The organism is Streptomyces sp. NPDC050548, assembly GCF_044457385.1.
In the GTDB taxonomy this organism is placed as follows: Bacteria; Actinomycetota; Actinomycetes; order Streptomycetales; family Streptomycetaceae; genus Streptomyces.
The window spans coordinates 367,922-388,645 of record NZ_JBITGV010000006.1 but is presented as its reverse complement, the minus strand read 5'-3'; the positions used below and the strand labels follow the sequence as shown (position 1 = coordinate 388,645).

The following is a 20,724-nucleotide window of genomic DNA, read 5'->3' as shown; positions in this document are numbered from 1 at the left end:
ACCTCTGGTTCAGCGGTCGCGCTGCCACCAGTCGAACCTCACGCACAGCTTCCCGCCGAGCCAGTACTCGACCCAGTCGCCGAGTTCCACGGGCGAGCAGTTGGCCGGGTGAGTCGGTGGGGTGGGTGTGGTCGGCTCGGGCGGCTCCGGGGTGACCGGGGTCGTGGGTGTCGTAGGAGTCGTCGGAGTCGTGGGTGTGGTCGGGGTCGGGGTCGGCTCCTCCGTGCGGCCGAACAGGACCGAGCGGTAGACCTTGGACGACTTCGGGTTCTGGGAGCACTGCCACACACCGTGCGGGCAGTAGTCGGTGACCGTGTTGTACAGCGGCTTGTGCTCGTCCATCCAGGCGAGCATGTGCTTCATGTACTCCGCGTTGTCGCCATTGCGGAAGAGTCCCCATTCAGGATAGGAAATGGGCTTGCCGTGGGATTTGGCGAAGTCCACGTGTTCCTGGAGTCCGTAGGGCTCTTTCACCTGCTCGTCGAACGTCAGCCCGGAAGGCTGGTCGTACGAATCCATTCCGACGATGTCGACCGTGTCGTCCCCCGGATAGCACTGCGTCCAGGGAACGGCGTCCCGGCCGCGGCTCGGAGTGAAGTCGAACCGGAATTTCTGGCCCGGCACCGAGCGCATCGTGGTGACGATCCTTTTCCAGTACTTCTTCCAGGCCTCCGGGTCCGGCCCGCAGCGAGAGGTGTACGTGGTGCCGTTCATCTCCCAGCCGAGCACGATCACCGTGTCCGGCACCTTCAGGTCGACCAGCCGTTCGGCCAGGGCCTTGAAGTGCTGATCGAACTGACCGGCCGCGCCCAGCTGGAGCAGCCGCCGGACCTGCCAGTCGGAGACACCGTCCTCGTTGTGCTCCTGCATGGGCACGTTGAGGACCAGCATCCGGTCGGTCTTCTCGGTGCGCCAGTCCGCCCACACGTCGAGGAGGCCGGGGGCGCCTTCGATGTCGCTCCAGTGGTTGCCGGGCAGGTAGGTGTGGCCGACGCGCAGTTCGGCACCGCCCAGCCAGCTGCTCAGCGCGGCCATCCGGGCCACACCGCGGGCACCGGAGTCGAGGAAGGCACCGAAGGCCGGGGTCACCTTCGGCTCGGGGGTCTTCACCGGTTCGACGACGGCCGGGGTCGTGGGTGCGGTGACCGCGGGTGCGGTGGTCGTGGGCGTGGCGGGCACGGTGGTCGTGGGCGTGGTGGTCACGGGAGCAGGCGGATCGGTGGCCCGCGTCGCCCCCACTCCCGCCGCGAACCCGGGACCCGACGCGAAAGCCGCCGACGCGGCGACCGTGGCCGCGACGAAGGCCAGCCGGGCGGTCCGGGACCGTCTTTGCTGTGGGGCCATGCCTGCTCCTCTCTCCACTCTCGTGTTCTCGTTTCTCTTTTTGACACTCAGTCATACGAATATGAATTACGCCACCGCCGTTACGGCTTTTGAGTGTCCCTGTCGCCCGCGTGGGTGAACCGAACCGAAGGAAACAGTCCGTGTCGCTGCTCGACATCCGTGTCCCCGCAGTTCTGTTGCGGATCGACCGGAATCCCTTTCACCACGGAACGCTGGGCGCCGTGCGTTCGCTCGGCAGAGCGGGAGTGGAGGTGCATGTGGTCGCCGATTCCGCCGGAAGTCCCGTACGCAGCTCCCGCTTTGTCTGCCAGATGCACCCCCCGCCGGCGCCCGGCGCGTCCCTGGCCGAGATCGCCGTCACGCTGCGCCGGGTCGCCGCGCGGATCGCGCGTCCCGCCGTACTGATCCCGATGGACGACGCGAGCGCCGTCGCCGTCGGCCGGCTGCGCGACGAACTCGCGCCCTCCTACCTGCTGCCGCAGCAGCCCGGCGCGCTGGCCGAACGGGTCGCCGACAAGGCCGAACTGGCCGCCGTGTGCGCGAGCGCCGACATCCCGCACCCGGTGACGCTGATCCCGGAGAGCCCGGCACAGGCCGCGAGCGCGGCCTGGCAACTGGGGCTGCCGGTGGTCGCGAAGTGGAGCCGGCCGTGGCTGGTGCCGTGCGGGACCGGGCTGCGCAGCACGGTGGTCGTGCACAGCGCGCAGGAGGCGCGCGAGTTGTATCTGCGCGCCGAGGAAGCGGGCAGCCGGCTGCTGCTGCAGGCGTTCCTGCCGTCCGGGCCCGACCGCGACTGGTTCTTCCACGGCTACGTCGACCGCACCGGCGCCGTACGCGGCGGCGGCCCCGGCCGCAAGCAGCGGGCCTGGCCGCGCGGAGCGGGCCTGACGGCGGTGGGCCGCTGGACGCCCAACTCCCAGGTGCAGTCGCTCGCCGAACGCCTCACCGCCGAACTCGGCTACCGCGGCATCTTCGACCTGGACTTCCGCCGCTGCGGCACGACGGGCAGCTACCACCTGCTCGACTTCAACCCGCGGCCCGGCGCGCAGTTCCGGCTCTTCACCGACAGCGCGGGCCTCGACGTCGTCCGCGCGCAGCACCTGGACCTGACCCACCGTCCGCTGCCGGACGGGGCACCCCGGCCCGGACGCTCGTTCGTGGTGGAGAACTACGCGCCGCTCAGCGCGCTGCGCCCGGCCCCCGCCGGACGCGAACTGGCCTGGTACGCCCCGGACGACCGGGCACCGGGCCGGGCGATGTGGGGCCTGTGGGCCGGACATGTGCTGCGCAAACTGCGCGAGCGGCTGGGCGGCGGGCCGGTGCCGACGCACGCGGCGACGCGAGTGGTGCGGCAGTGGGGCACGAGCCCGCTCGACGAGCCCGCCGAACAAGCCGAGTTGACCAAGTTGACCGAGTTGACCGACGACGAGAAAGCGAGCAGTTGCTGATGTACGACCTGCTGGTGGTGGGCGCGGGCCCGTACGGCCTGTCCATCGCGTCCCACGCCGCGGCCGCCGGGCTGAATCTGCGCGTCTTCGGCCGGCCCATGGCGTCCTGGCGCGACCACATGCCCCGGGGCATGTTCCTCAAGTCGGAGCCCTGGGCCTCCAACCTGTCCGACCCGGAAGGCCGTTGGCCGCTCGACGCGTACTGCGCGACCCAGGGCGTGGAGTCCCGGCACGGCGAACCGATCCCGGTCGAGATGTTCGCCTCGTACGGCCTGTGGTTCGCCCGCAACGCCGTGCCCGAGGTGGACGAGCGGACGGTGGAGCGGATCGCACCGGTACCCGGCGGCTTCGAGGCGGTGACCGACGACGGCACAGTGCTGCACGCCCGGACCGTCGCCCTCGCGGTCGGCGTCATGCCGTTCGTCGAAATCCCGTCCGCGCTACGGGGGTTGAGCCGTTCCCTCGTCTCGCACAGCAGCCACCACAGCGCGCTGGACGACTTCCGCGGCAAGGACGTCACGGTGATCGGCGGCGGCCAGGCGGCGCTGGAGACGGCCGCGCTGCTCGCCGAACAGGGCACCCGGGTAAGGGTGTTGGCACGGGCCGACGAACTGTTCTGGAACGACGTACCGCCGGCCTGGGAGCGCCCGTGGTGGCAGGAGGCCCGCTCCCCGCACAGCGGCCTGGGCCCCGGCTGGCGCAACTGGTTCTACTCCGAACGCCCCGACCTCTTCCGCCGTCTCCCCGAGTCGACCCGGGCCGGGATCGCGGCCAACGCCCTTGGCCCGGCGGGCGCTTGGTGGGTGCGGGACCGGTTCGAACCCGCGGTGGAGGTGCTGCTCGGCCATGAGGTCGCGGCGGCCGACGTGGTACCGGGCGGGGTGCGCCTCGAAACGGTGAGCGGAGCGGGCGGAACACGCTCCCTGGAGACCGAACACGTCATCGCGGCAACGGGGTTCAAGGCCACGACCGGCCGACTCGGGCTGCTCTCCGGCGAGTTGAGGGGATCGCTGGCCACGGTGGGCGACGGTTCCCCCGAGGTCGGCCGGGACTTCGAGTCCTCACACCCCGGCCTCTTCATGGCGGGCTTGCTGACGGCCTCGGGCTTCGGCCCGGCGATGCGCTTCGTGCACGGCGCCACGTTCACGGCGGGCGCGCTGGTCCGGGGAGTCCAACGCCGACTGCGCTCGGAGCCGCGCGGCGGGACGATCCCCGCGCCGGGGCGACGGGGCGCACTGGATTTCGTACGACGGTGACCGCGTAGTGCGGCGCGGGTGTGCCGGGCGATGACGTCCGGCACCCCGTGCGCCTTACCTACGGGACGCGGCCCGGCCTCGTCGGTAGAGGATCGTGCCACCCGCGATCAAAGCGGCACTGACACCGGAAGCGGCCAACATGGCCTCGCTGCCGGTGTGCGCCAGAACGGGCGGCGGGGTGTGACTCCCACCGTGCGGAGGCGGGGTGTGGTCGCCACCCGTGGGAGGCGGCGTGTGGTTGCCACCGGTGGGCGGAGGGGTGTGGTTCCCGCCAGTCGGGGGCGGGGTGTGATTTCCGCCCGTGGGCGGAGGGGTGTGGTTCCCACCGCTCGGGGGCGGGGTGTGGTTCCCGCCCGTGGGCGGAGGGGTGTGGTTCCCACCGGTGGGCGGCGGGGTGTGGTGGTCACCGCCTGTGGGAGGCGGGGTGTGGTGGTCGCCACCGGTGGGCGGAGGCGTGTGGTGGTCGCCACCGGTGGGCGGAGGCGTGTGGTGGTCGCCACCGGTGGGCGGAGGCGTGTGGTGATCCCCACCCGTGGGCGGAGGCGTGTGGTGATCCCCACCCGTGGGAGGCGGAGTGTGGTGATCCCCACCCGTGGGAGGCGGAGTGTGGTGATCCCCGCCGTGCGGAGGCGGCGGGGTCTCCTCGCAGTCCTCCGGCTTGCCGTGGCCCGAGTCGCCGGAGCCGTAGCCCCCGTGGTCACCAGCGCCGTAACCTCCGTGGTCACCGGAGCCATAACCCGAGTGATCGCCCGAGCCGTACCCCGAGTGATCGCCGTAGCCATGGCCGGAGTGGCCCCCGTAGCCGTACCCCGCGTCATCGCCGTAGCCGTACCCCGAGTCGTCCCCGGAGCCGTAGCCCGAGTCGTCGGAGTCGTCGTAGGCCTGCTCGGCCCACCGGTGGTGTCCGGTGTGCTCGCCGTGCCGGTGCGAATCCTTGCCGCCGGCGCAGGAGTTGCCGAAGGTCGGGTTGAGCCCGGACACGCCGTCGACGGAGTTGCCGCAGGCGTTGACCGGCGCGTCGACCGGGACCGAGAGGCTGTTGCCGGACAGGACGCCCGGCGAATCCTTGGCAGCGCCGGCCGTGTACGTCTCGGCCACGGCGGGGCTGCCGCACAGGGACAGAATGCTTGTCGCGGCGGCAGCCGCGACCATTCCCTTACCCAGGGTCTGTCGCAATCTCGTTGTCTTCCTGCTTGAAGAAGTGGGAAAAAAAGCCGGCCTTGGAACAGGAAAGTGTCCAAGGCCGGCCGTGACACAGCCGGAGCGGCTGGTGCGTTGCGTCGTCAGTCGTTGACGCAGGTGTTGCCGAACGCCGGGTTCAGCAGGCCGATCACGTCGATCGAGTTGCCGCACACGTTGACGGGGATGTGCACGGGAACCTGGACCACGTTGCCCGAGAGGACACCCGGCGAACCGATGGCGGCACCCTCGGCACCGGCGTCGGCGAAGGCCGGGGCGGCCATACCGAGAGCCATGATCGCACCAGCGACAACAGCAGCGCTCTTCTTCATGAACGTTCCCTTCTCTGCGGTCATGCCCTATGACGGCCGAAACCGAGCGAGCACAGCTTGGGCGGCTCGCACCATGACCTGCAGCCTGTGAAACGAGGGATAGACACAGGAAGAAACTCAAGAACGCGTGTCACCTGACAATTCACTCGATCGTCGGCACTGAATTGACGAGATGGCCGCACGAACGCAGAAACGCTTCTCTTCAAGGGAAGCCAGAGGGCGGACATTTTTGGAAAACGGCCAGGGCGACCCGTACGGAAAGATTCCGACGGGCCGCCCTGGCCGTTGCATTGACGGACGATCAGCTACCGATGGCGCCGTTGCCCGACAGGACCGGGATGTTGTCCGCGATGTGCGACAGCGGCTCGTCACCCTTCGCCTGGGTCGAGTTCTCGGTGCACTGCTGGTTCTGCGGCGCGGACAGGATCGGCACGTCCTGGAGGACGGTGACCGGGACAAGGACGCCCACGATCGAGGCCGCGTTGACCTTGGCGGGCAGGCCGACACAGAGCTTGTTCAGGTCGCCCTGGGCGAGCCCGAGCTGGGGGCTCATGTCGCCGACGGTCTTGGCGTTGCCGTAGACCTGCTCGGCACCGTTCCCGTTGACCGTGGTGACGCCGTTGTCGTTGCCGATGGCCAGCGCCTGCGGGGCGGCCGTCGCCGATACGCCGACGACGGAAGCCGCGACAGCCGTCGCAGCCATTGCCTTCTTGAGCATTTCTGCGGTCCTTTCCTGGCAGAGACACAATTCCTGCTCCCCCATCAACAGAGGCGAGCCGGATTGGTTGCGTGACTTCACCCGGTTGGATTCATCTGGGCCATTGGAGTGAATCGGAGCAACCATGCGGCCCGGTGCCAGTTGTTCAGGTCGCTCCGGTGGACGGGGTTACTCCAGAAGGGATCATGAAGTGATCAAGAAGGTTATGGCTGCTGCGGCTGTCGCCGCTTCCGTCGTCGGAGCCTCGGCTGCCGTCGCCGCCCCGGCGATGGCGATCGGTAACGACAACGGCGTCACCACGACGAACGGCAACGGCGCCGAGCAGGTCTACGGCAACCAGGCCACGTACGGCAACATGAGCCCGCAGATGGCGCTCATCCAGGGCTCGCTGAACAAGCCCTGCATCGGCCTGCCGGCCAAGGCGAACCTGGCCTCGCTGGTCGGCCTCGTGCCGGTCACCGTCGCCCAGGACGTGCCGATCCTCTCCGCGCCGCAGAACCAGCAGTGCACCGAGAACTCGACCCAGGCGAAGGGCGACGAGCCCCTGTCGCACATCCTGGACAACATCCCGGTCCTGTCGGGCAACGGCTCCGCGGGCAGCTGATCCCCGGACGCACACCACGGGCCGCCGAATTCTCGGCGGCCCGTCGGCTTGCCCTCCGCGCGGACCGTCCACGGAGACATGCCCTCGCCCATCCGCGAGCCGACTTGTCACTCCAGCCGACTTATTGCTCCATTCAGGGCAAAGGCCGCAACCAAACCAGCCATCACCCAGTTGATCATCGCGCGGCTCCGCAACGGGGTCCGTCCTCCGAAAGGGTTTGAACATGAAGAAGCTGTGGGCGACCGCGGCTGTTGCCGCCTCCCTCGCCGGTGCCACCGCCGCCATCGCCACCCCGGCGATGGCCATCGGCAACGACGACGGTGTCACCACCACCAACGGCAACGGTGCCGTGCAGAAGTACGGCAACCAGGAGACCAAGGGCGACATGAGCCCCCAGCTCTCCCTCGTCCAGGGCACCCTGAACAAGCCCTGTGTCGGCCTGCCGGTCAAGGCGAACCTGGCCTCGATCGTCGGTGTCGTGCCGGTCACCGTTCTGCAGGACGTGCCGATCCTCTCGGCCCCGCAGAACCAGCAGTGCACCGAGAACTCCACCCAGGCCAAGGGCGACGAGCCGCTGTCGCACATCCTGGACAACATCCCGGTCCTGTCGGGCAACGGCGCCGTGGGCAGCTGACCCCACCAGCACCACGAGAGCGGGCCGCCGAGCACCTCGGCGGCCCGCTTCTCTTGTTTCTACGGCTTCTACGCCTGCTTCGGCTTCGCGTAGAGCGCTTCGATGTCGTCCGCGTAGGCCGCCGTCACCACATGCCGTTTGAGTTTCAGGGACGGGGTGAGCAGGCCGTTGTCCTCGGTGAACTCGCCCTCGACCAGGGCGAAGGCGCGGATGGACTCGGCGCGGGAGACGGCCTGATTGGCGTAGTCCACGGCCTTCTGGACGTCGGCACGCAGGCGCGGGTCCCGTACGACGTCGGCGAGCGGGGTGTCCGCCGGGAGCTTGTGGACCGCGAGCCAGTGGGTGATGGCCTCGGGGTCGAGGGTGATCAGGGCGGCGACGAAGGGGCGGTTGTCGCCGACGACCAGGCACTGGCCGACCGGGGCGCGGCTGCGCAGCCGGTCCTCCAGGACGGCCGGCGAGACGTTCTTGCCGCCGTTGGTGACGAGGATGTCCTTCTTGCGGCCGGTGATGGTGAGATAGCCGTCCTCGTCGAGCGCGCCGAGGTCCCCGGTCGCGAACCACTCGTCCCGCAGTACGGCGTCGGTGGCCGCCGGGTTGTTCCAGTACGCGCCGAAGACCACCCCGCCCTTGATGAGCACCTCGCCGTCGTCGGCGATGCGGATCGTGGTGCCGGGCACCGGGAGGCCGACGGTGCCGGGGCGGGGCCGCAGGGGCGGGACGATGGTGGCGGCGGCCGTGGTCTCGGTGAGGCCGTAGCCCTCGTAGACGATGATTCCGGCCGCGGCGAAGAAGAGGTTGAGGTCGCGGTCGAGCGGGGAGCCGCCGCTGATGGCGTACCGCATCCGGCCGCCGAGTTCGCTGCGGATACGGCGGAAGACCAGCAGGTCGTAGAGGGCCCACGCGGCGTACAGGGCGGGGCTCGGACCCTTTCCGGTGCCGAGGAACTTGTCGAGGTACGCCTTGCCGAAGCGGACCGCGACGCGGTCGGCGCGGTCGAAGGAGGCGGCGCGGCCCATCCGTTCGGCCGTCGCGCGGCCGGTGTCGTGGATCTTCTCGAAGAGGTACGGCACTCCGACCAGGAACGTGGGCCTGAACTCCCGTAGCGCCGGGCGGAGTTCGTCGGACTTGATGCTCGGGCAGTGGCCGATCTCGATGCGGGCCATCAGACAGGCGATCTGCAGGGTGCGGCCCATGATGTGCGCGAGCGGGAGGAAGAGGAGCGTCGAGGCGACCTGGCCGGTGACCTCGGTGAAGAGCGGGTGCAGCAGCTCGACCGTGTTGGCGGCCTCGGCGTGCAGGTTGGCATGGGTGAGGACACAGCCCTTGGGGCGGCCGGTGGTGCCGGAGGTGTAGCAGATCGTCGCGACCGTGTCGGGGGTGAGCGCAGTACGGCGCTTGGTGACCTCCTCGTCGGTGATGTCCTGGCCCAGGGTGGCGAGTTCGGCCATGGCTCCCGCGTCCAGCTGCCAGATGCGCGGGTGTTGGGGGTGGCGGGCGGTGCCCGTCATGACCGTGTCGGTGTTCTCGGAGGTCTCCGTGACGACGAAGCGGGTGCCCGAGTCCCTGACGATCCAGTCCACTTGCTCGGCGGACGAGGTCGCGTAGATCGGCACGGTCCGGCCGCCGGCCGCCCAGATCGCGAAGTCGAGGACGGTCCACTCGTAGCGGGTGCGGGACATCACCGCGACCCGGCCGCCCGGTTCGAGGCCGGCGGCCATCAACCCCTTTGCGGTGGCGGTGACTTCACGGGCGAAGGCGGCAGCGGTCACGGAGTGCCAGGTGCCGTTCTGTTCGCGGCGGAGGACCACGGTGTCGGGGGCCTCCGCCGCGTTGGTGAACGGGAGGTCGGCGGTACTGCCGGTCGTCGGGCGCGGCGCGAGCGGCAGGGTGCTCGCCTCTTGTACGACGCCCCGCTCGTCCCTGGTGAGTTCGACCCGGGTGCGGGCCGCCAGGTCGGTGCGTTGCCGCGCCCGCTTCAGGTCCTTGCGTACGCCCATGTCGGCTGCTCCCGGTCGGCGGTGGGACGGTGACTGGGGCGTCAACTTACTCACAAGTAGGGGAAGGTCAATGGGGTCGGTGGGGTTGAGTCCGGGTTGGATCCGGGTTCGGTCGGGTTCAGTTCATCCGGGCCGCCTCGTCGATCGCCTCGGCGAGTTGCTGTACGTCCTTGTCCTCCGTCCGCTTCGCCAACGCGTGGGCGCGGTCGGCGAGTTCGTCGAGTCCGGGGTTGCCGGGCAGGGAGCCGGCGTCGTCTCCCTGTGTGCGGAGGGAGTCGGCGAAGTAGGCGGCCACGGCGGTGACTTGGAAGCGGGGGGAGGCGTCGGCCAGGGAGTCGTGCAGGGCGTCGGTCTCCAGTTGGCCCGACTCCTCGTGCGGGGCGCGGGTGTCGGGGTCGAGCCAGCGGACACTGGCCGTGGCGAGGTGGCCGTCGGCGCCGGGCCTGGTGCGGACGGCGTAGAGGGCGGTCACGGTGTGGCCGGGGCCGATCTCGCCCCCGTCGACGTTGTCGTCGCGGAAGTCGTCGTCGGCGACCTTGCGGTCCTCGTAGCCGATGAGGCGGAACTGCGCGACCGTCTCGGGGTCGAAGGCGACCTGGGCCTTGGCGTCGCGGGCGGTGAGGTCGATGTTCTGCGGGAGTTGGTCGACGAAGACCTTGCGGGCGTCGGCGTCGTCCGAGACGTAGGCGGTGTGGCCGTCGCCCTTGTCGGCGAGTTTCTCCATCAGGGCGTCGCCGTAGTCGCTGCCGACTCCGACACCGAAGAGGGTGATGCCGTGGTCGCGGCGTTCGTTCGAGATGCGTTCCAGGATCGAATCGGCCTTGGTGTCACCGGTGTTGGCGAGGCCGTCGGAGACGAGGACGACCCGGTTGGTGGCGCCCTCACGCAGGCCCTCGGTGGCGGTGGCGTAGCCGGTCTCGACGCCGGCGCCGAGGTTGGTGGAGGACTGTGTCTCCAACTCGTCGATGGCGTGGTGGACTTTGCCGCGGTGGCCGTCGAGGCGGGTCATCGGGAGGACGGTCTCGGCCTCGTCGCTGAAGGTGACGAGTGCGACCGAGTCGTCGTCGCGCAGCCGGTCGGTCATCTCGTCGAGGGACTTCTTGGCGAGGTCGAGGCGGCCCGTCTCGGCCATGGAGCCGGAGACGTCGATGACGAACGTGAGGGCGGCGGGCGGGCGTTCGGCGTTGTCGTCGGCGGTGCGGGTGGCGAGGCCGACGCGGACCAGGGACCAGTTGGCGCTGTCGGTGCGGGCGCCGTCGACGGTGACCGTGAAGCCGTTGCCGTCGGGGCGTTCGTAGTCCTGCCGGAAGCTGTTGACGAACTCCTCGGGGCGGATCGTCGACGGGTCGGGCAGCTGTCCGTCGGCGAGGACGCGGCGGGCGTAGCCGTAGGAGGCGGTGTCGACGTCGAGGGCGAAGGTGGAGAGGTAGTCGGGGGACGGGGCGATCTTGTCGGCGGGGGTGCTTGTCTGCTCGCCGTCCTGTTCGCCGCTGTTGTCGCCGCCGGAGGTGGTGGCGGGGGCCGGGGCCGGGAAGCCGGTCCGGTTCGCCCCGTCCGCGCTGCTGGTGTTGCTGCCGCCGCCCGCGCTGCAGCCGGTGAGCAGCAGGCCGCCCGCGGCGGTGAGGGCGAGCAGGGTGGCGTGCAGGCGTCGAGGTCGCCGGGTGCGGTGGCGGGCGTACTCCTGCGCCGGTCGTGTTCGGTCGGTCTGGTTGGTTCCCATCTCCCGTGCCCCCTCGGTCCGTTGACGTCGGCTTCTGCGACTGTGACGGCGGAGGGGACGGGAACGTGCGCTACGGGGAGTTGCGGAAGCGTCTCGAAGGGGTCGCGATCATGGCCCGTCGAGACCGGTGGGTGATCCTCCGGTGACCTAGGAAACGATGTCCTTGCGGGCGAAACCCCGGAAGGCCAGGGCGAACAGCACGATGGCGTACGTAACGGAGACCGCCGTGCCCTGGATCATGCCGGACCACTCCGGATGGGGCTGTACGGCGTCCGCCCAGGCGAACTGCCAGTGCGCGGGCAGGAAGTCGCGCCAGTGGCCGAGGGCGGTGACGGCGTCCAGGACGTTGCCGACGATGGTCAGGCCGACCGCGCCGCCGACCGCGCCCAGGGGTGCGTCGGTCTTCGTCGAGAGCCAGAACGCGAGCCCGGCGGTGACCAGTTGGGACACGAAGATGTACGCCACGACCACGAGCAGGCGTTGGGCGGCCGTGCCCGAGCCGATCGCGCCGCCGGTGGGCAGCTCCAGCGGTCCCCAGCCGTAGGCGGCGGTGCCGACGGCCAGCGCGACGAGCGGGAGCAGGATCATCGCGCCCAGGCTGAGGCTCAGGCCGACGACCAGCTTCGACCACAGCAGGCGGGCCCGGGGCACGGGTGCCGCCAGCAGATAGCGCAGGGACGACCAGCTGGCCTCCGAGGCGACGGTGTCCCCGCAGAACAGGGCGACCGGGACGACCAGGAGGAAGCCCGCCGACACGAACAGGTTCACCGCGGCGAAGTTGGCGCCGGACGAGGTGGCCGTGTCCATCAGGGTCACCTGACCGTTGCGCTCGCCCGGGGTGCCGCCGATCGCGAAGGCGGCCACCAGGATGAAGGGCAGCGCGGCGAGGATGCCGCCCATGACCAGGGTGCGGCGCCGCTTCAACTGCCGTACCAGCTCTACCCGGAGGGGCAGTGTGCGGCCCGCGCGGTAGCCGGAGGCCACCTCTACGGGCTCGGCGAGCGTGCTCATGCGGAACCTCCGATCAGGGTGAGGAAGGCGTCTTCCAGGCGGCGGTGGGGGCCGACGGAGGAGACGGGGACTTCGAGTCGTACGAGTTCCACGAGGAGTCTGGCCGCGGTGGGCGAGCCGTGGGTGGGGTGCGCCGAGGAGGGGCTCGGTGCGGTGGACGGGGTCGCCGGGGTCGCCGGGTCCTCCGCGAGGGACGGGGGCACCGGCGCGTCGAGTGCGACGCCGGACGCCTCGGCAGCGGTGGCGCCCTGCGCCTCGCGCGCCGCGCCGGGCCCCTCTGCCACGGCGCCGCCCGCCGGGGAGGCGGCGGACACCAGGCGGTCGCCGGGGGCCAGTTGGTCGGCGGGGGCCGGTTGGCCACCGGAGGGCGGACCGTCGTCGGAGGCCAGCCGCAGCAGCAGGCCGCCCTCCGCCCGTGCCACCGACTCCACGTCCGGAAGGGCCGCGATCTTCTCCACCAGCGGGTCGGGGATGTCGGCGGCCAGGCCGACGAGCAGGGTGTCGCCGGAGCCGATGATCTCCGCGACCGGGCCCGCCTGGACGAGTCGGCCGCGGTCCATGACCACGAGGTGGGTGCAGGACTGCTCGACCTCCGCGAGGAGGTGGCTGGAGACGATGACCGTGCGGCCCGCCTCCGCGTAGCGGATCATCACCTCGCGCATCTCGCGGATCTGCGGCGGGTCGAGGCCGTTGGTCGGTTCGTCGAGGATGAGGAGATCGGGGAGGCCCAGCATGGCCTGGGCGATGGCGAGGCGCTGGCGCATGCCCTGGGAGTAGGTGCGCACCGCGCGGGCGAGCGCGTCGCCGAGGCCCGCGATCTCCAGGGCCTCCTCCAGGTGGGCGTCCTGCGGGGGCCGTCCGGTCGCCTGCCAGTACAGCTCCAGGTTCTCGCGGCCGGAGAGGTGCGGGAGGAAGCCCGCGCCCTCGACGAAGGCGCCGACCCTGGACAGCACCGGGGCGCCCGGGCGGATCGCGTGGCCGAAGACCCTGATCTCGCCGGCGTCCGGTTTGATCAGGCCCATCAGCATGCGCAGGGTGGTCGTCTTGCCCGCGCCGTTCGGGCCCAGCAGGCCGAGCACCTGGCCCTTCTCCACACGGAAGGACAGGTCCCGTACCGCGTACCGGTCCGCCGACTTCGCGTACCGCTTGCTCAAGTCGGTGATCTGGAGCGGGACTTCGGCCAGTTCGGGGTCGGGGGGTGTGGACGTGGTACGCCTGCGCCCGGTCAGCAGTAGCGCCAGTGCGAGCGCCGCGCCGGTCAGCGGCAGCCACCACACCCAGGACGGCAATGTCGCCGCCGCGGTCGTGACGCCGGGGGCCGTCGGCACCTTGAGGTCGCTCTTCAGAGTGACGGTGTACGTCGCCGGGGCGGTCGGGGAGGAGTACGCGAGGTCCGTCGAGGCGAGGACCAGGCGCAGGTGGTGGCCGCTCTGGACGTCGTAGTCGATGGCCGGGAGGGTGATCGTGACGTCCTTGCCCGCCTTGGCGCCCTCGACCCTGAGGGGGGTCACCAGCTGGGAGGGGAGCACCTGTTGGGTGCCGCCCGGGCCGACGTCGTAGACCTTGCCGAAGAGGACGGCGTCGTCGCTCGTCGACTTGACGTGGACGGTGACCGTGGGCGAGCCGGTGATGCGGAGGCCCTGGGTGAGGGGCTTGGAGTCGAACGCGGCGTACTGGCCGGGGAAGTCGAGGGAGATGCCGACGCCCAGGGAGGACAGCTGGGACAGGCCGCCCGCGCCGCCGAGGCCGGGCAGGGCGGAGATCGCGGGCGGGCTGGCGCCGGCCGGGCTGGTGAAGGACTGCTCGCGGCGGCCGGTAAGGGCGATCGCGCGCGGGTCGTTCTCCAGGCCGGGGTAGGCGCTGCCGCTCGCGCCGCGCAGTTGGGCGGCGCCGTCCGTGGAGTCGACGCCTCCGGTGCGGGTGACGCGGAAGGCCGGGCCGGTGTCGGTGTTCTTGTCGTCCTTCAGATACCGGTCGAACCACGAGGTCACGCGGGCCTGGACGCGGCTGGTCTCCATGTCGCCGCCGTCGTGGCCGCCCGCGATCCAGTCGACGTCCACGGGGGCGCCGTTGGCGCGGATCGCCTTCGCGGCGGCGTCGGCCTGGCCGAGCGGGAACAGGGAGTCGGTCTGGCCCTGGAGCAGGAGGGTCGGCACGTTGATGTGCGTGGCGACGGCGGACGGGGAGCGCTCCTGGAGGAGTGCGCGCGCTGCCGCGTCCGGCTTGCCCGACTCGGCGACCCGGTCGTACATCGCGCACAACTGGGGCTCGAAATTGGCGCAGCCGCCACCGGAGTTGATGAAGATGCTCGCCCAGAGCTTCTTGAAGACGCCGTTCGGGAACAGGGCGTCCGCGAGGTTCCAGTACGTGATCGCCGGGGCGATGGCGTCCACGCGGGCGTCGTACCCGGCGGCGAGCAGGGAGATCGCTCCGCCGTAGGAACCGCCCGCCACGCCCACGCGCGGGTCGCCGGGCTTGTCGAGCTGGACGTCCGGCCGCTTCGCCAGCCAGTCGATCAGCTTGGAGACGTCCTTGACCTCGCCGTCCGGGGCGTTGAGCCCGATCTTGCCGGTCGACTTGCCGAAGCCGCGGGCGGACCAGGTCAGTACCGCGTAGCCGTCTCTGGCCAGACCCTCGGCCTGCTTCCGTACGTCGTCCTTGCTGCCGCCGAAGCCGTGGGCCAGGAGGACGGCGGGGCGGCGGGCGGCTCCGCCGGTTGTGAAGTACGAGGTGTCGAGGCGCACTCCGTCCACGGCCATGACGCGGTCGGAGCGGTGTACCTCCGGCGGTTTGTCGGAGGCCACGGCCGTCCAGGTGCCGGCGGCGGCGAGCACGGCTACGGCGGCTGTGGCGGCGAGCCACTGCCGTGGGCGTCGTAGTCGTAGCTGCGGGCGAAGATCCATGTCGTCAACGGTACGGGGCGTCTCTGACAGTTGGGGGCGACCCTGGGGTGAACCGGGGGTGAGGGGTGTACCGCGGCTGGTGTACGGCTACTAGCTCGGGAGGCTTATGTCGTTTGCCGGGTGCACGTGCGTGGGGGCTGGTCGCGCAGTTCCCCGCGCCCCTGAGGAGGACTCGGCCCCTTCGGGGCCTTAGTCCTCCTCAGGGATCGACACAAGCCAGCGGGTTTCGCGGCGCGGGCGCAAATAGAGCGCCCAGTAGAGGGTGGCCGCGGCGACTATGCCCCCTGTCCACAGCAAGTAGCTCGTCTCCTGCTGCGTGAGGATGTACGCCAGGACCGCGATCAGGAGGATCGGCATCGCGGGCCAGAGGGGCATGCGCCACGCGTGTGTGTGGCGGTGTGAGCCGCGGCGGGACAGGAGTGCGGCTACCGCTACCAGCAGGTACATGCCCGTCACCGACACGCCCGTCACGCCGTAAAGGGTGTCCAGGTTGACGAAGCAGAGGACTGCTCCGGGGATGCCCACGGCGAGGGTGGCGACCCAGGGGGAGCCGAAGCGGCCGAGTTTGGCGAAGACCGTGTTGACCGGGGTGGGCCAGGCCTTGTCGCGGGCGGAGGCGAAGAGGACTCGGGAGTTCTGGATGACCATGACGATGCCCGCGTTGATGATCGCGAGGGCCACGCAGAGGCTGACGAAGGTGCCGACCGCCGAGTTGGACCAGGCCGTGACCATGCTGCTGATGTCGCCGCCGGTGAGGGTCGAGAGGTCGGACGCGCCCATCGTGATGGCGACCACCGGGACCAGGATGATCACCGTGGAGATCGCGAGGGTGGCGAGGACCGTGCGGGCCACGTTGCGGCGGGGGTTCTCCAGTTCCTCGGAGAGGTAGACCGCCGTGGAGAAGCCCTGGGTGACGAAGAGGGCGATCGCCAGGCCGGAGACCACCAGCATCGCCGTCACGGTGTCCGTGTGGCTGCCCGTGCCGGCGACCTGCATCGAGGTCAGGCTGCCCAGGCCCCGGTGGCTGTGCGTGAAGCCGAGGAGGGCCACGACTCCGGCCGCTATGACCTCCAGCACCAGGAAGATGCCCGTGATCCACGCGTTGGCCCTCAGGTCCAGCAGGCCCGCCAGCGTGGCCAGCAGCATCACGCCCGCGCCGGTCATCGACGGGTTCAGGTGGACGATCGGGGTCAGGTAGTCCGCCGTGCCCATCGCTATCACCGGCGGGACGATCATCACGACCAGGAGCGAGAGGACGAAGACCAGCCAGCCCGCCAGGCGGCCCGCCAGCGTCGACACCATCGCGTACTCGCCGCCCGCGCTGGGGATGAGGGTGCCCAGCTCCGAGTAGCAGAACGCGACGGCGATGCAGAGGACCGAGCCGATCGCGATCGTGAGGGCGGTCGCGGTGCCGAGCGAGCCGAACAGGTCGGGGACGACCACGAAGAGCGTCGAGGCCGGTGTCACGCAGGAGAGCGTGAGGAGCGTGCCACCGACCATGCCGATGGAGCGCTTGAGCTGCCGGGGGCTTCGGGAGCTGTCCGACGGCGCCTCGGAGACGGCGGCTTCGGCAGCTTCGGCGGTGGGGAGGGTGTCGGTCACGCGCTGATGGAACATTGACGGAAACCATCACGTCAATGGGTGTTCACCTACGGAATTCGTTGATCCAGTCCGTCGAGAGTGACGTATTCGGCGTCCGCGGGCAGTGTCGGCCCCGGTTCGGGTTCCTACGGTTACCGCAGTCGTCGTAGCGAAAAAATAGGGCCGTCCGCGATGCGGACGGCCCCATTCGGTGCTGCTGAAGACGGCTCAGTGGTTGCGCGGGAACCCGAGGTCGACGCCGGTCGGGGCGTCGGCCGGGTCGGGCCAGCGGGTGGTGACGACCTTGCCTCGGGTGTAGAAGTGCGTACCGTCGTTGCCGTAGATGTGGTGGTCCCCGAAGAGGGAGTCCTTCCAGCCACCGAACGAGTGGTAGCCCACCGGGACCGGGATCGGGACGTTGACGCCGACCATGCCGGCCTCGATCTCCAGCTGGAAGCGGCGGGCGGCGCCGCCGTCCCGGGTGAAGATCGCGGTGCCGTTGCCGAAGGGGGAGCTGTTGATCAGCGCCACGCCCTCGTCGTAGGTGTCCACGCGCAGGACGCAGAGGACCGGGCCGAAGATCTCGTCCGTGTAGGCCTTCGCGGTGGTCGGCACCTTGTCGAGGAGGGAGATGCCGATCCAGTGGCCGTCCTCGAAGCCCTCGACCGTGTAGCCGGTGCCGTCGAGGACCACCTCGGCGCCTTCCGCCGCCGCGCCCGTCACGTAGGACGCGACCTTGTCGCGGTGCACGGCGGTGATGAGCGGGCCCATCTCGGACGTCGGGTCGTTGCCGGGGCCGATCTTGATCTTCTCGGCGCGCTCGCGGATCTTCTCGACCAGCTCGTCGCCGATGGAGCCGACCGCGACGACGGCCGAGATGGCCATGCAGCGCTCGCCCGCCGAGCCGTAGGCGGCGGAGACGGCCGCGTCGGCCGCCGCGTCGAGGTCGGCGTCGGGGAGGACCAGCATGTGGTTCTTGGCGCCGCCCAGGGCCTGGACGCGCTTGTGGTTCGCGGAGGCCGTGGTGTGGATGTAGCGGGCGATGGGGGTCGAGCCGACGAAGGAGACCGCCTTGACGTCCGGGTGCTCAAGGAGACGGTCCACGGCCACCTTGTCGCCGTGCACGACGTTGAAGACGCCGTCCGGGAGGCCCGCCTCGGCGAGGAGTTCGGCGATCTTCAGGGACGCCGACGGGTCCTTCTCGGACGGCTTGAGGACGAAGGTGTTGCCGGTCGCGATGGCGATCGGGAACATCCACATCGGCACCATGGCGGGGAAGTTGAACGGCGTGATGCCGGCCACGACGCCCAGCGGCTGACGGATCGACGCCACGTCGACGCGCGACGCGACCTCGGTCGACAGTTCGCCCTTCAGCTGCACGGTGATCCCGCACGCCAGGTCGACGATCTCCAGGCCGCGCGCGACCTCGCCCAGCGCGTCGCTGTGCACCTTGCCGTGCTCGGCGGTGATCAGCTCGGCGATGGCGTCCCGGTTGGCCTCAAGGAGCGCCCGGAACCTGAAGAGGATCGTGGTCCGCTTGGCGAGCGAGGAGGTGCCCCAGGTCGCGTAGGCGTCCTTGGCGGCGGCGACGGCCGCGTCGACCTCCTCGACCGACGCGAACGCGACCTTCGTGGTGACCGCGCCGGTCGCCGGGTCGGTGACCGGCCCGTAGTTCCCCGACGCGCCTTCGACGGTCTTGCCGCCGATCCAGTGGTTGACGATCTTCGTCATGCCCAGTTGCTCCTTCACAGATGGCGGCGTCGGGTGGTGACGTGCCGTTCGTACAGCTCACGCGCCTTGACCGCGGACGATCGGGCCGCGGTCTCGGCCACAGGAACATCCCACCAGGCCTGCGCCGGAGGCGCGCCCGACACAGTGTCTGCGGTTTCGGTCTCCACGTAGACACAAGTGGGAGTGTCCGCGGCCCGCGCCTCGGCGAGCGCCGTACGCAGGTCACGGACGGTCTTCGCGCGCAGCACGCGCATGCCGAGGCTGGCCGCGTTGGCGGCGAGGTCGACGGGCAGCGGGGCGCCGGTGTAGGTGCCGTCGTCGGCCCGGTGGCGGTACGCGGTGCCGAACCGCTCGGCGCCGACCGACTCCGACAGGCCGCCTATGGACGCGTACCCGTGGTTCTGTATCAGCACCACCTTGATCGCGATGCCTTCCTGCACGGCGGTCACGATCTCCGTCGGCATCATCAGATAGGTGCCGTCGCCGACCAGCGCCCACACCGGCCGGTCCGGCGCGGCCAGCTTCACACCGATCGCGGCCGGGATCTCGTAGCCCATGCAGGAGTAGCCGTACTCCAGGTGGTACTGGTCGTTCGACCGCGTCCGCCACAGCTTGTGGAGGTCGCCGGGGAGCGAGCCCGCCGCGTTGATGAGAATGTCCGAGCCGTCGACGATCTCGTCCAGTGCGCCCAGGACTTGGGGCTGGGTGGGGCGTACGTCGGGCTCGTCGGCCTCGTAGCAGGCGTCGACGCGCTGTTCCCAACGCTCCTTGTCCTCGCGGTACTCGGCGATGTACGACGCGTCGACCCGGTGACCGTGGCGGCCCAACTTCTTTGCCAGCGCGGTCAGTCCGCCGCGGGCGTCGGCGATCAGGGGTTGTCCGGCGAGCTTATGGCCGTCGTACGAGGCGATGTTGAGGTTGAGGAAGCGGACGCCGGGGCGTTCGAAGAGGGTGTGGGAGGCGGTGGTGAAGTCGGTGTAGCGGGTGCCGACGCCGATCACCAGGTCGGCCAGGCGCGCGAGTTCGTCGGCGGTCGCGGTGCCGGTGTGACCGATGCCGCCGACGTCCTGCGGGTGGTCGTGGTTCAGGGAGCCCTTGCCTGCCTGGGTGGAGGCGACCGGGATGCCGGTGGCCGCCGCGAACTCGGCGAGGGCGGCCTCGGCGCGGCTGTGGTGGACTCCGCCGCCCGCGATGACGAGCGGCCTCCGAGCTTCGCGAACTGCCCTTACCGCTTCGGCGAGTTCGGCCGGATCGGCGGCCGGTCGCCGTACGTACCAGGTGCGTTCGGCGAAGAACTCCTCCGGCCAGTCGTACGCCTCGGCCTGAACGTCCTGCGGGAGCGCGAGAGTTACGGCCCCGGTCTCGACGGGGTCGGCGAGGACACGCATGGCGTTCAGTGCGGCCGGGATCAGCGCTTCCGGGCGGGTGATCCGGTCGAAGTACTTGGACACCGGGCGCAGACAGTCGTTGACCGACACATCGCCCGCGTACGGGACTTCGAGCTGCTGGAGCACCGGGTCGGCGGGGCGGGTGGCGAAGGTGTCGCCGGGGAGGAGCAGGACCGGGAGGTGGTTGATCGTGGCGAGCGCGGCGCCGGTGACGAGGTTGGTGGCGCCGGGACCGATGGAGGTCGTGACGGCGTGCGCCGACAGCCGGTTCGACTGCCGCGCGTAGCCGACCGCCGCGTGCACCATGGACTGTTCGTTACGGCCCTGGTGGTACGGCATGACCGGTGACGCGGGGGATGTCTCCCCCGTGGGCACGGTGGCGTACTCGATGAGCGCCTGGCCGAGCCCGGCCACGTTGCCGTGGCCGAAGATGCCCCAGGTCGCACTGATCAACCGCCGCCGTACGCCGTCGCGTTCGGTGTACTGGGCGGACAGGAAGCGTACGAGCGCCTGTGCGACCGTGAGCCTCGTCGTTGAGGTCATCGGTGTTCCTCCGTGTGGTCCGGGTGCAAGCTGATCCGCCACTCCGGTACGGCTCCGCGACCCCGTCCGACTCGATGCCCGGGGCCGGGAACCTCAGTGCGCATGCTCCGACACGCAGGGTGATCGGTCGTGTTGGAGACCTCCGGCGCGGGGCCGTAGCGAGCGGGGAGTCGTCGCTCGCACTTCGCTCCTGCCAGGGCGAAGCGGCCTCCCGCGCCGGAGGCGTTCTGGGCCCGGGCGAACATGCTTTCCCCGCCCGGGAGTTGGACCTTTCGGTCCGCGAGTTGGGCCTTTTGGTCCGCAATTCGCACGGTACATCCACCGCTGATCGG

Annotated in this window: 15 protein-coding genes and 1 pseudogene; 4 read left to right on the top strand and 12 right to left on the bottom strand. The window is 70.3% G+C overall.

All coding sequences use genetic code 11. The features are described 5' to 3' along the window. Positions 1–9: 9 nt before the first annotated feature. The gene (locus tag ACIBJH_RS19765) at positions 10–1,344 is read right to left on the bottom strand and encodes a glycoside hydrolase family 26 protein (protein WP_399118104.1); all 1,335 of its coding nucleotides are present in this window, start codon (positions 1,342–1,344) and stop codon (positions 10–12) included. A gap of 140 nt (positions 1,345–1,484) precedes the next feature. Between ACIBJH_RS19765 and ACIBJH_RS19760 the strand changes: the two genes are divergently transcribed. Both ACIBJH_RS19760 and ACIBJH_RS19755 read left to right on the top strand, forming a co-directional pair. Then, a complete protein-coding gene (locus ACIBJH_RS19760) occupies positions 1,485–2,792 on the top strand; it encodes an ATP-grasp domain-containing protein (RefSeq protein ID WP_399118103.1) in 1,308 nt (435 codons plus the stop codon). Next, entirely contained in the window at positions 2,792–4,048 is a 1,257-nt protein-coding gene (locus ACIBJH_RS19755; RefSeq protein WP_399118102.1) for an NAD(P)-binding domain-containing protein, read from the top strand. Before ACIBJH_RS19760 ends, ACIBJH_RS19755 begins: the two co-directional genes overlap by 1 nt. Before the next feature lie 54 nt (positions 4,049–4,102). Here the strand turns inward: ACIBJH_RS19755 and ACIBJH_RS19750 are convergent, their stop codons facing one another. The 3 genes from ACIBJH_RS19750 to ACIBJH_RS19740 all read right to left on the bottom strand — a co-directional run bounded on the left by ACIBJH_RS19750 (position 4,103) and on the right by ACIBJH_RS19740 (position 6,277). Further along, the gene (locus ACIBJH_RS19750; protein ID WP_399118101.1) at positions 4,103–5,224 is read right to left on the bottom strand and encodes a chaplin family protein; all 1,122 of its coding nucleotides are present in this window, start codon (positions 5,222–5,224) and stop codon (positions 4,103–4,105) included. Positions 5,225–5,331: 107 nt separating this feature from the next. Continuing rightward, positions 5,332–5,559, bottom strand: a complete 228-nt coding sequence (gene chpD, locus ACIBJH_RS19745) for a chaplin ChpD (RefSeq protein WP_026178071.1) — start codon at positions 5,557–5,559, stop codon at positions 5,332–5,334. Positions 5,560–5,860: 301 nt separating this feature from the next. Continuing rightward, positions 5,861–6,277, bottom strand: coding sequence for a rodlin (locus ACIBJH_RS19740; protein ID WP_399118100.1), 417 nt, complete (start codon positions 6,275–6,277; stop codon positions 5,861–5,863). A 190-nt stretch (positions 6,278–6,467) separates the two neighbouring features. Here ACIBJH_RS19740 and ACIBJH_RS19735 point away from each other — a divergent pair, with 190 nt between their 5' ends. Together ACIBJH_RS19735 and ACIBJH_RS19730 are read left to right on the top strand one after the other, a co-directional pair. Beyond that, on the top strand, positions 6,468–6,881 hold the full coding sequence (locus tag ACIBJH_RS19735; protein ID WP_200711929.1) for a rodlin: 414 nt from the start codon (positions 6,468–6,470) through the stop codon (positions 6,879–6,881). 223 nt (positions 6,882–7,104) lie between these two features. Next, positions 7,105–7,515: a rodlin gene (locus ACIBJH_RS19730; protein ID WP_399118099.1), complete on the top strand. Its 411-nt coding sequence runs from the start codon at positions 7,105–7,107 to the stop codon at positions 7,513–7,515. A 68-nt stretch (positions 7,516–7,583) separates the two neighbouring features. Here the strand turns inward: ACIBJH_RS19730 and ACIBJH_RS19725 are convergent, their stop codons facing one another. From ACIBJH_RS19725 to ACIBJH_RS19690, 8 genes and pseudogenes are all read right to left on the bottom strand, one after another. Next, the gene (locus tag ACIBJH_RS19725) at positions 7,584–9,515 is read right to left on the bottom strand and encodes an AMP-dependent synthetase/ligase (protein ID WP_399118098.1); all 1,932 of its coding nucleotides are present in this window, start codon (positions 9,513–9,515) and stop codon (positions 7,584–7,586) included. Between the two features lie 118 nt (positions 9,516–9,633). Beyond that, a complete protein-coding gene (locus tag ACIBJH_RS19720) occupies positions 9,634–11,235 on the bottom strand; it encodes a von Willebrand factor type A domain-containing protein (RefSeq protein ID WP_399118097.1) in 1,602 nt (533 codons plus the stop codon). Positions 11,236–11,382: 147 nt separating this feature from the next. Continuing rightward, a complete protein-coding gene (locus ACIBJH_RS19715; protein WP_399118096.1) occupies positions 11,383–12,246 on the bottom strand; it encodes an ABC transporter permease in 864 nt (287 codons plus the stop codon). Beyond that, positions 12,243–15,149: an alpha/beta fold hydrolase gene (locus ACIBJH_RS19710; protein WP_399118095.1), complete on the bottom strand. Its 2,907-nt coding sequence runs from the start codon at positions 15,147–15,149 to the stop codon at positions 12,243–12,245. Before ACIBJH_RS19710 ends, ACIBJH_RS19715 begins: the two co-directional genes overlap by 4 nt. A gap of 189 nt (positions 15,150–15,338) precedes the next feature. Further along, a complete protein-coding gene (locus tag ACIBJH_RS19705; protein WP_399118094.1) occupies positions 15,339–16,751 on the bottom strand; it encodes an APC family permease in 1,413 nt (470 codons plus the stop codon). A gap of 207 nt (positions 16,752–16,958) precedes the next feature. Next, positions 16,959–18,461 carry a CoA-acylating methylmalonate-semialdehyde dehydrogenase gene (mmsA, locus tag ACIBJH_RS19700; protein WP_399118093.1) on the bottom strand — a complete coding sequence of 501 codons (1,503 nt, stop codon included), beginning with the start codon at positions 18,459–18,461 and terminating at the stop codon, positions 16,959–16,961. A 14-nt stretch (positions 18,462–18,475) separates the two neighbouring features. Next, a complete protein-coding gene (gene iolD / locus ACIBJH_RS19695; protein WP_399118092.1) occupies positions 18,476–20,392 on the bottom strand; it encodes a 3D-(3,5/4)-trihydroxycyclohexane-1,2-dione acylhydrolase (decyclizing) in 1,917 nt (638 codons plus the stop codon). A gap of 137 nt (positions 20,393–20,529) precedes the next feature. Then, positions 20,530–20,625, bottom strand: a pseudogene (locus ACIBJH_RS19690) (5-deoxy-glucuronate isomerase); the annotation flags it as partial. Positions 20,626–20,724 lie beyond the last annotated feature (99 nt).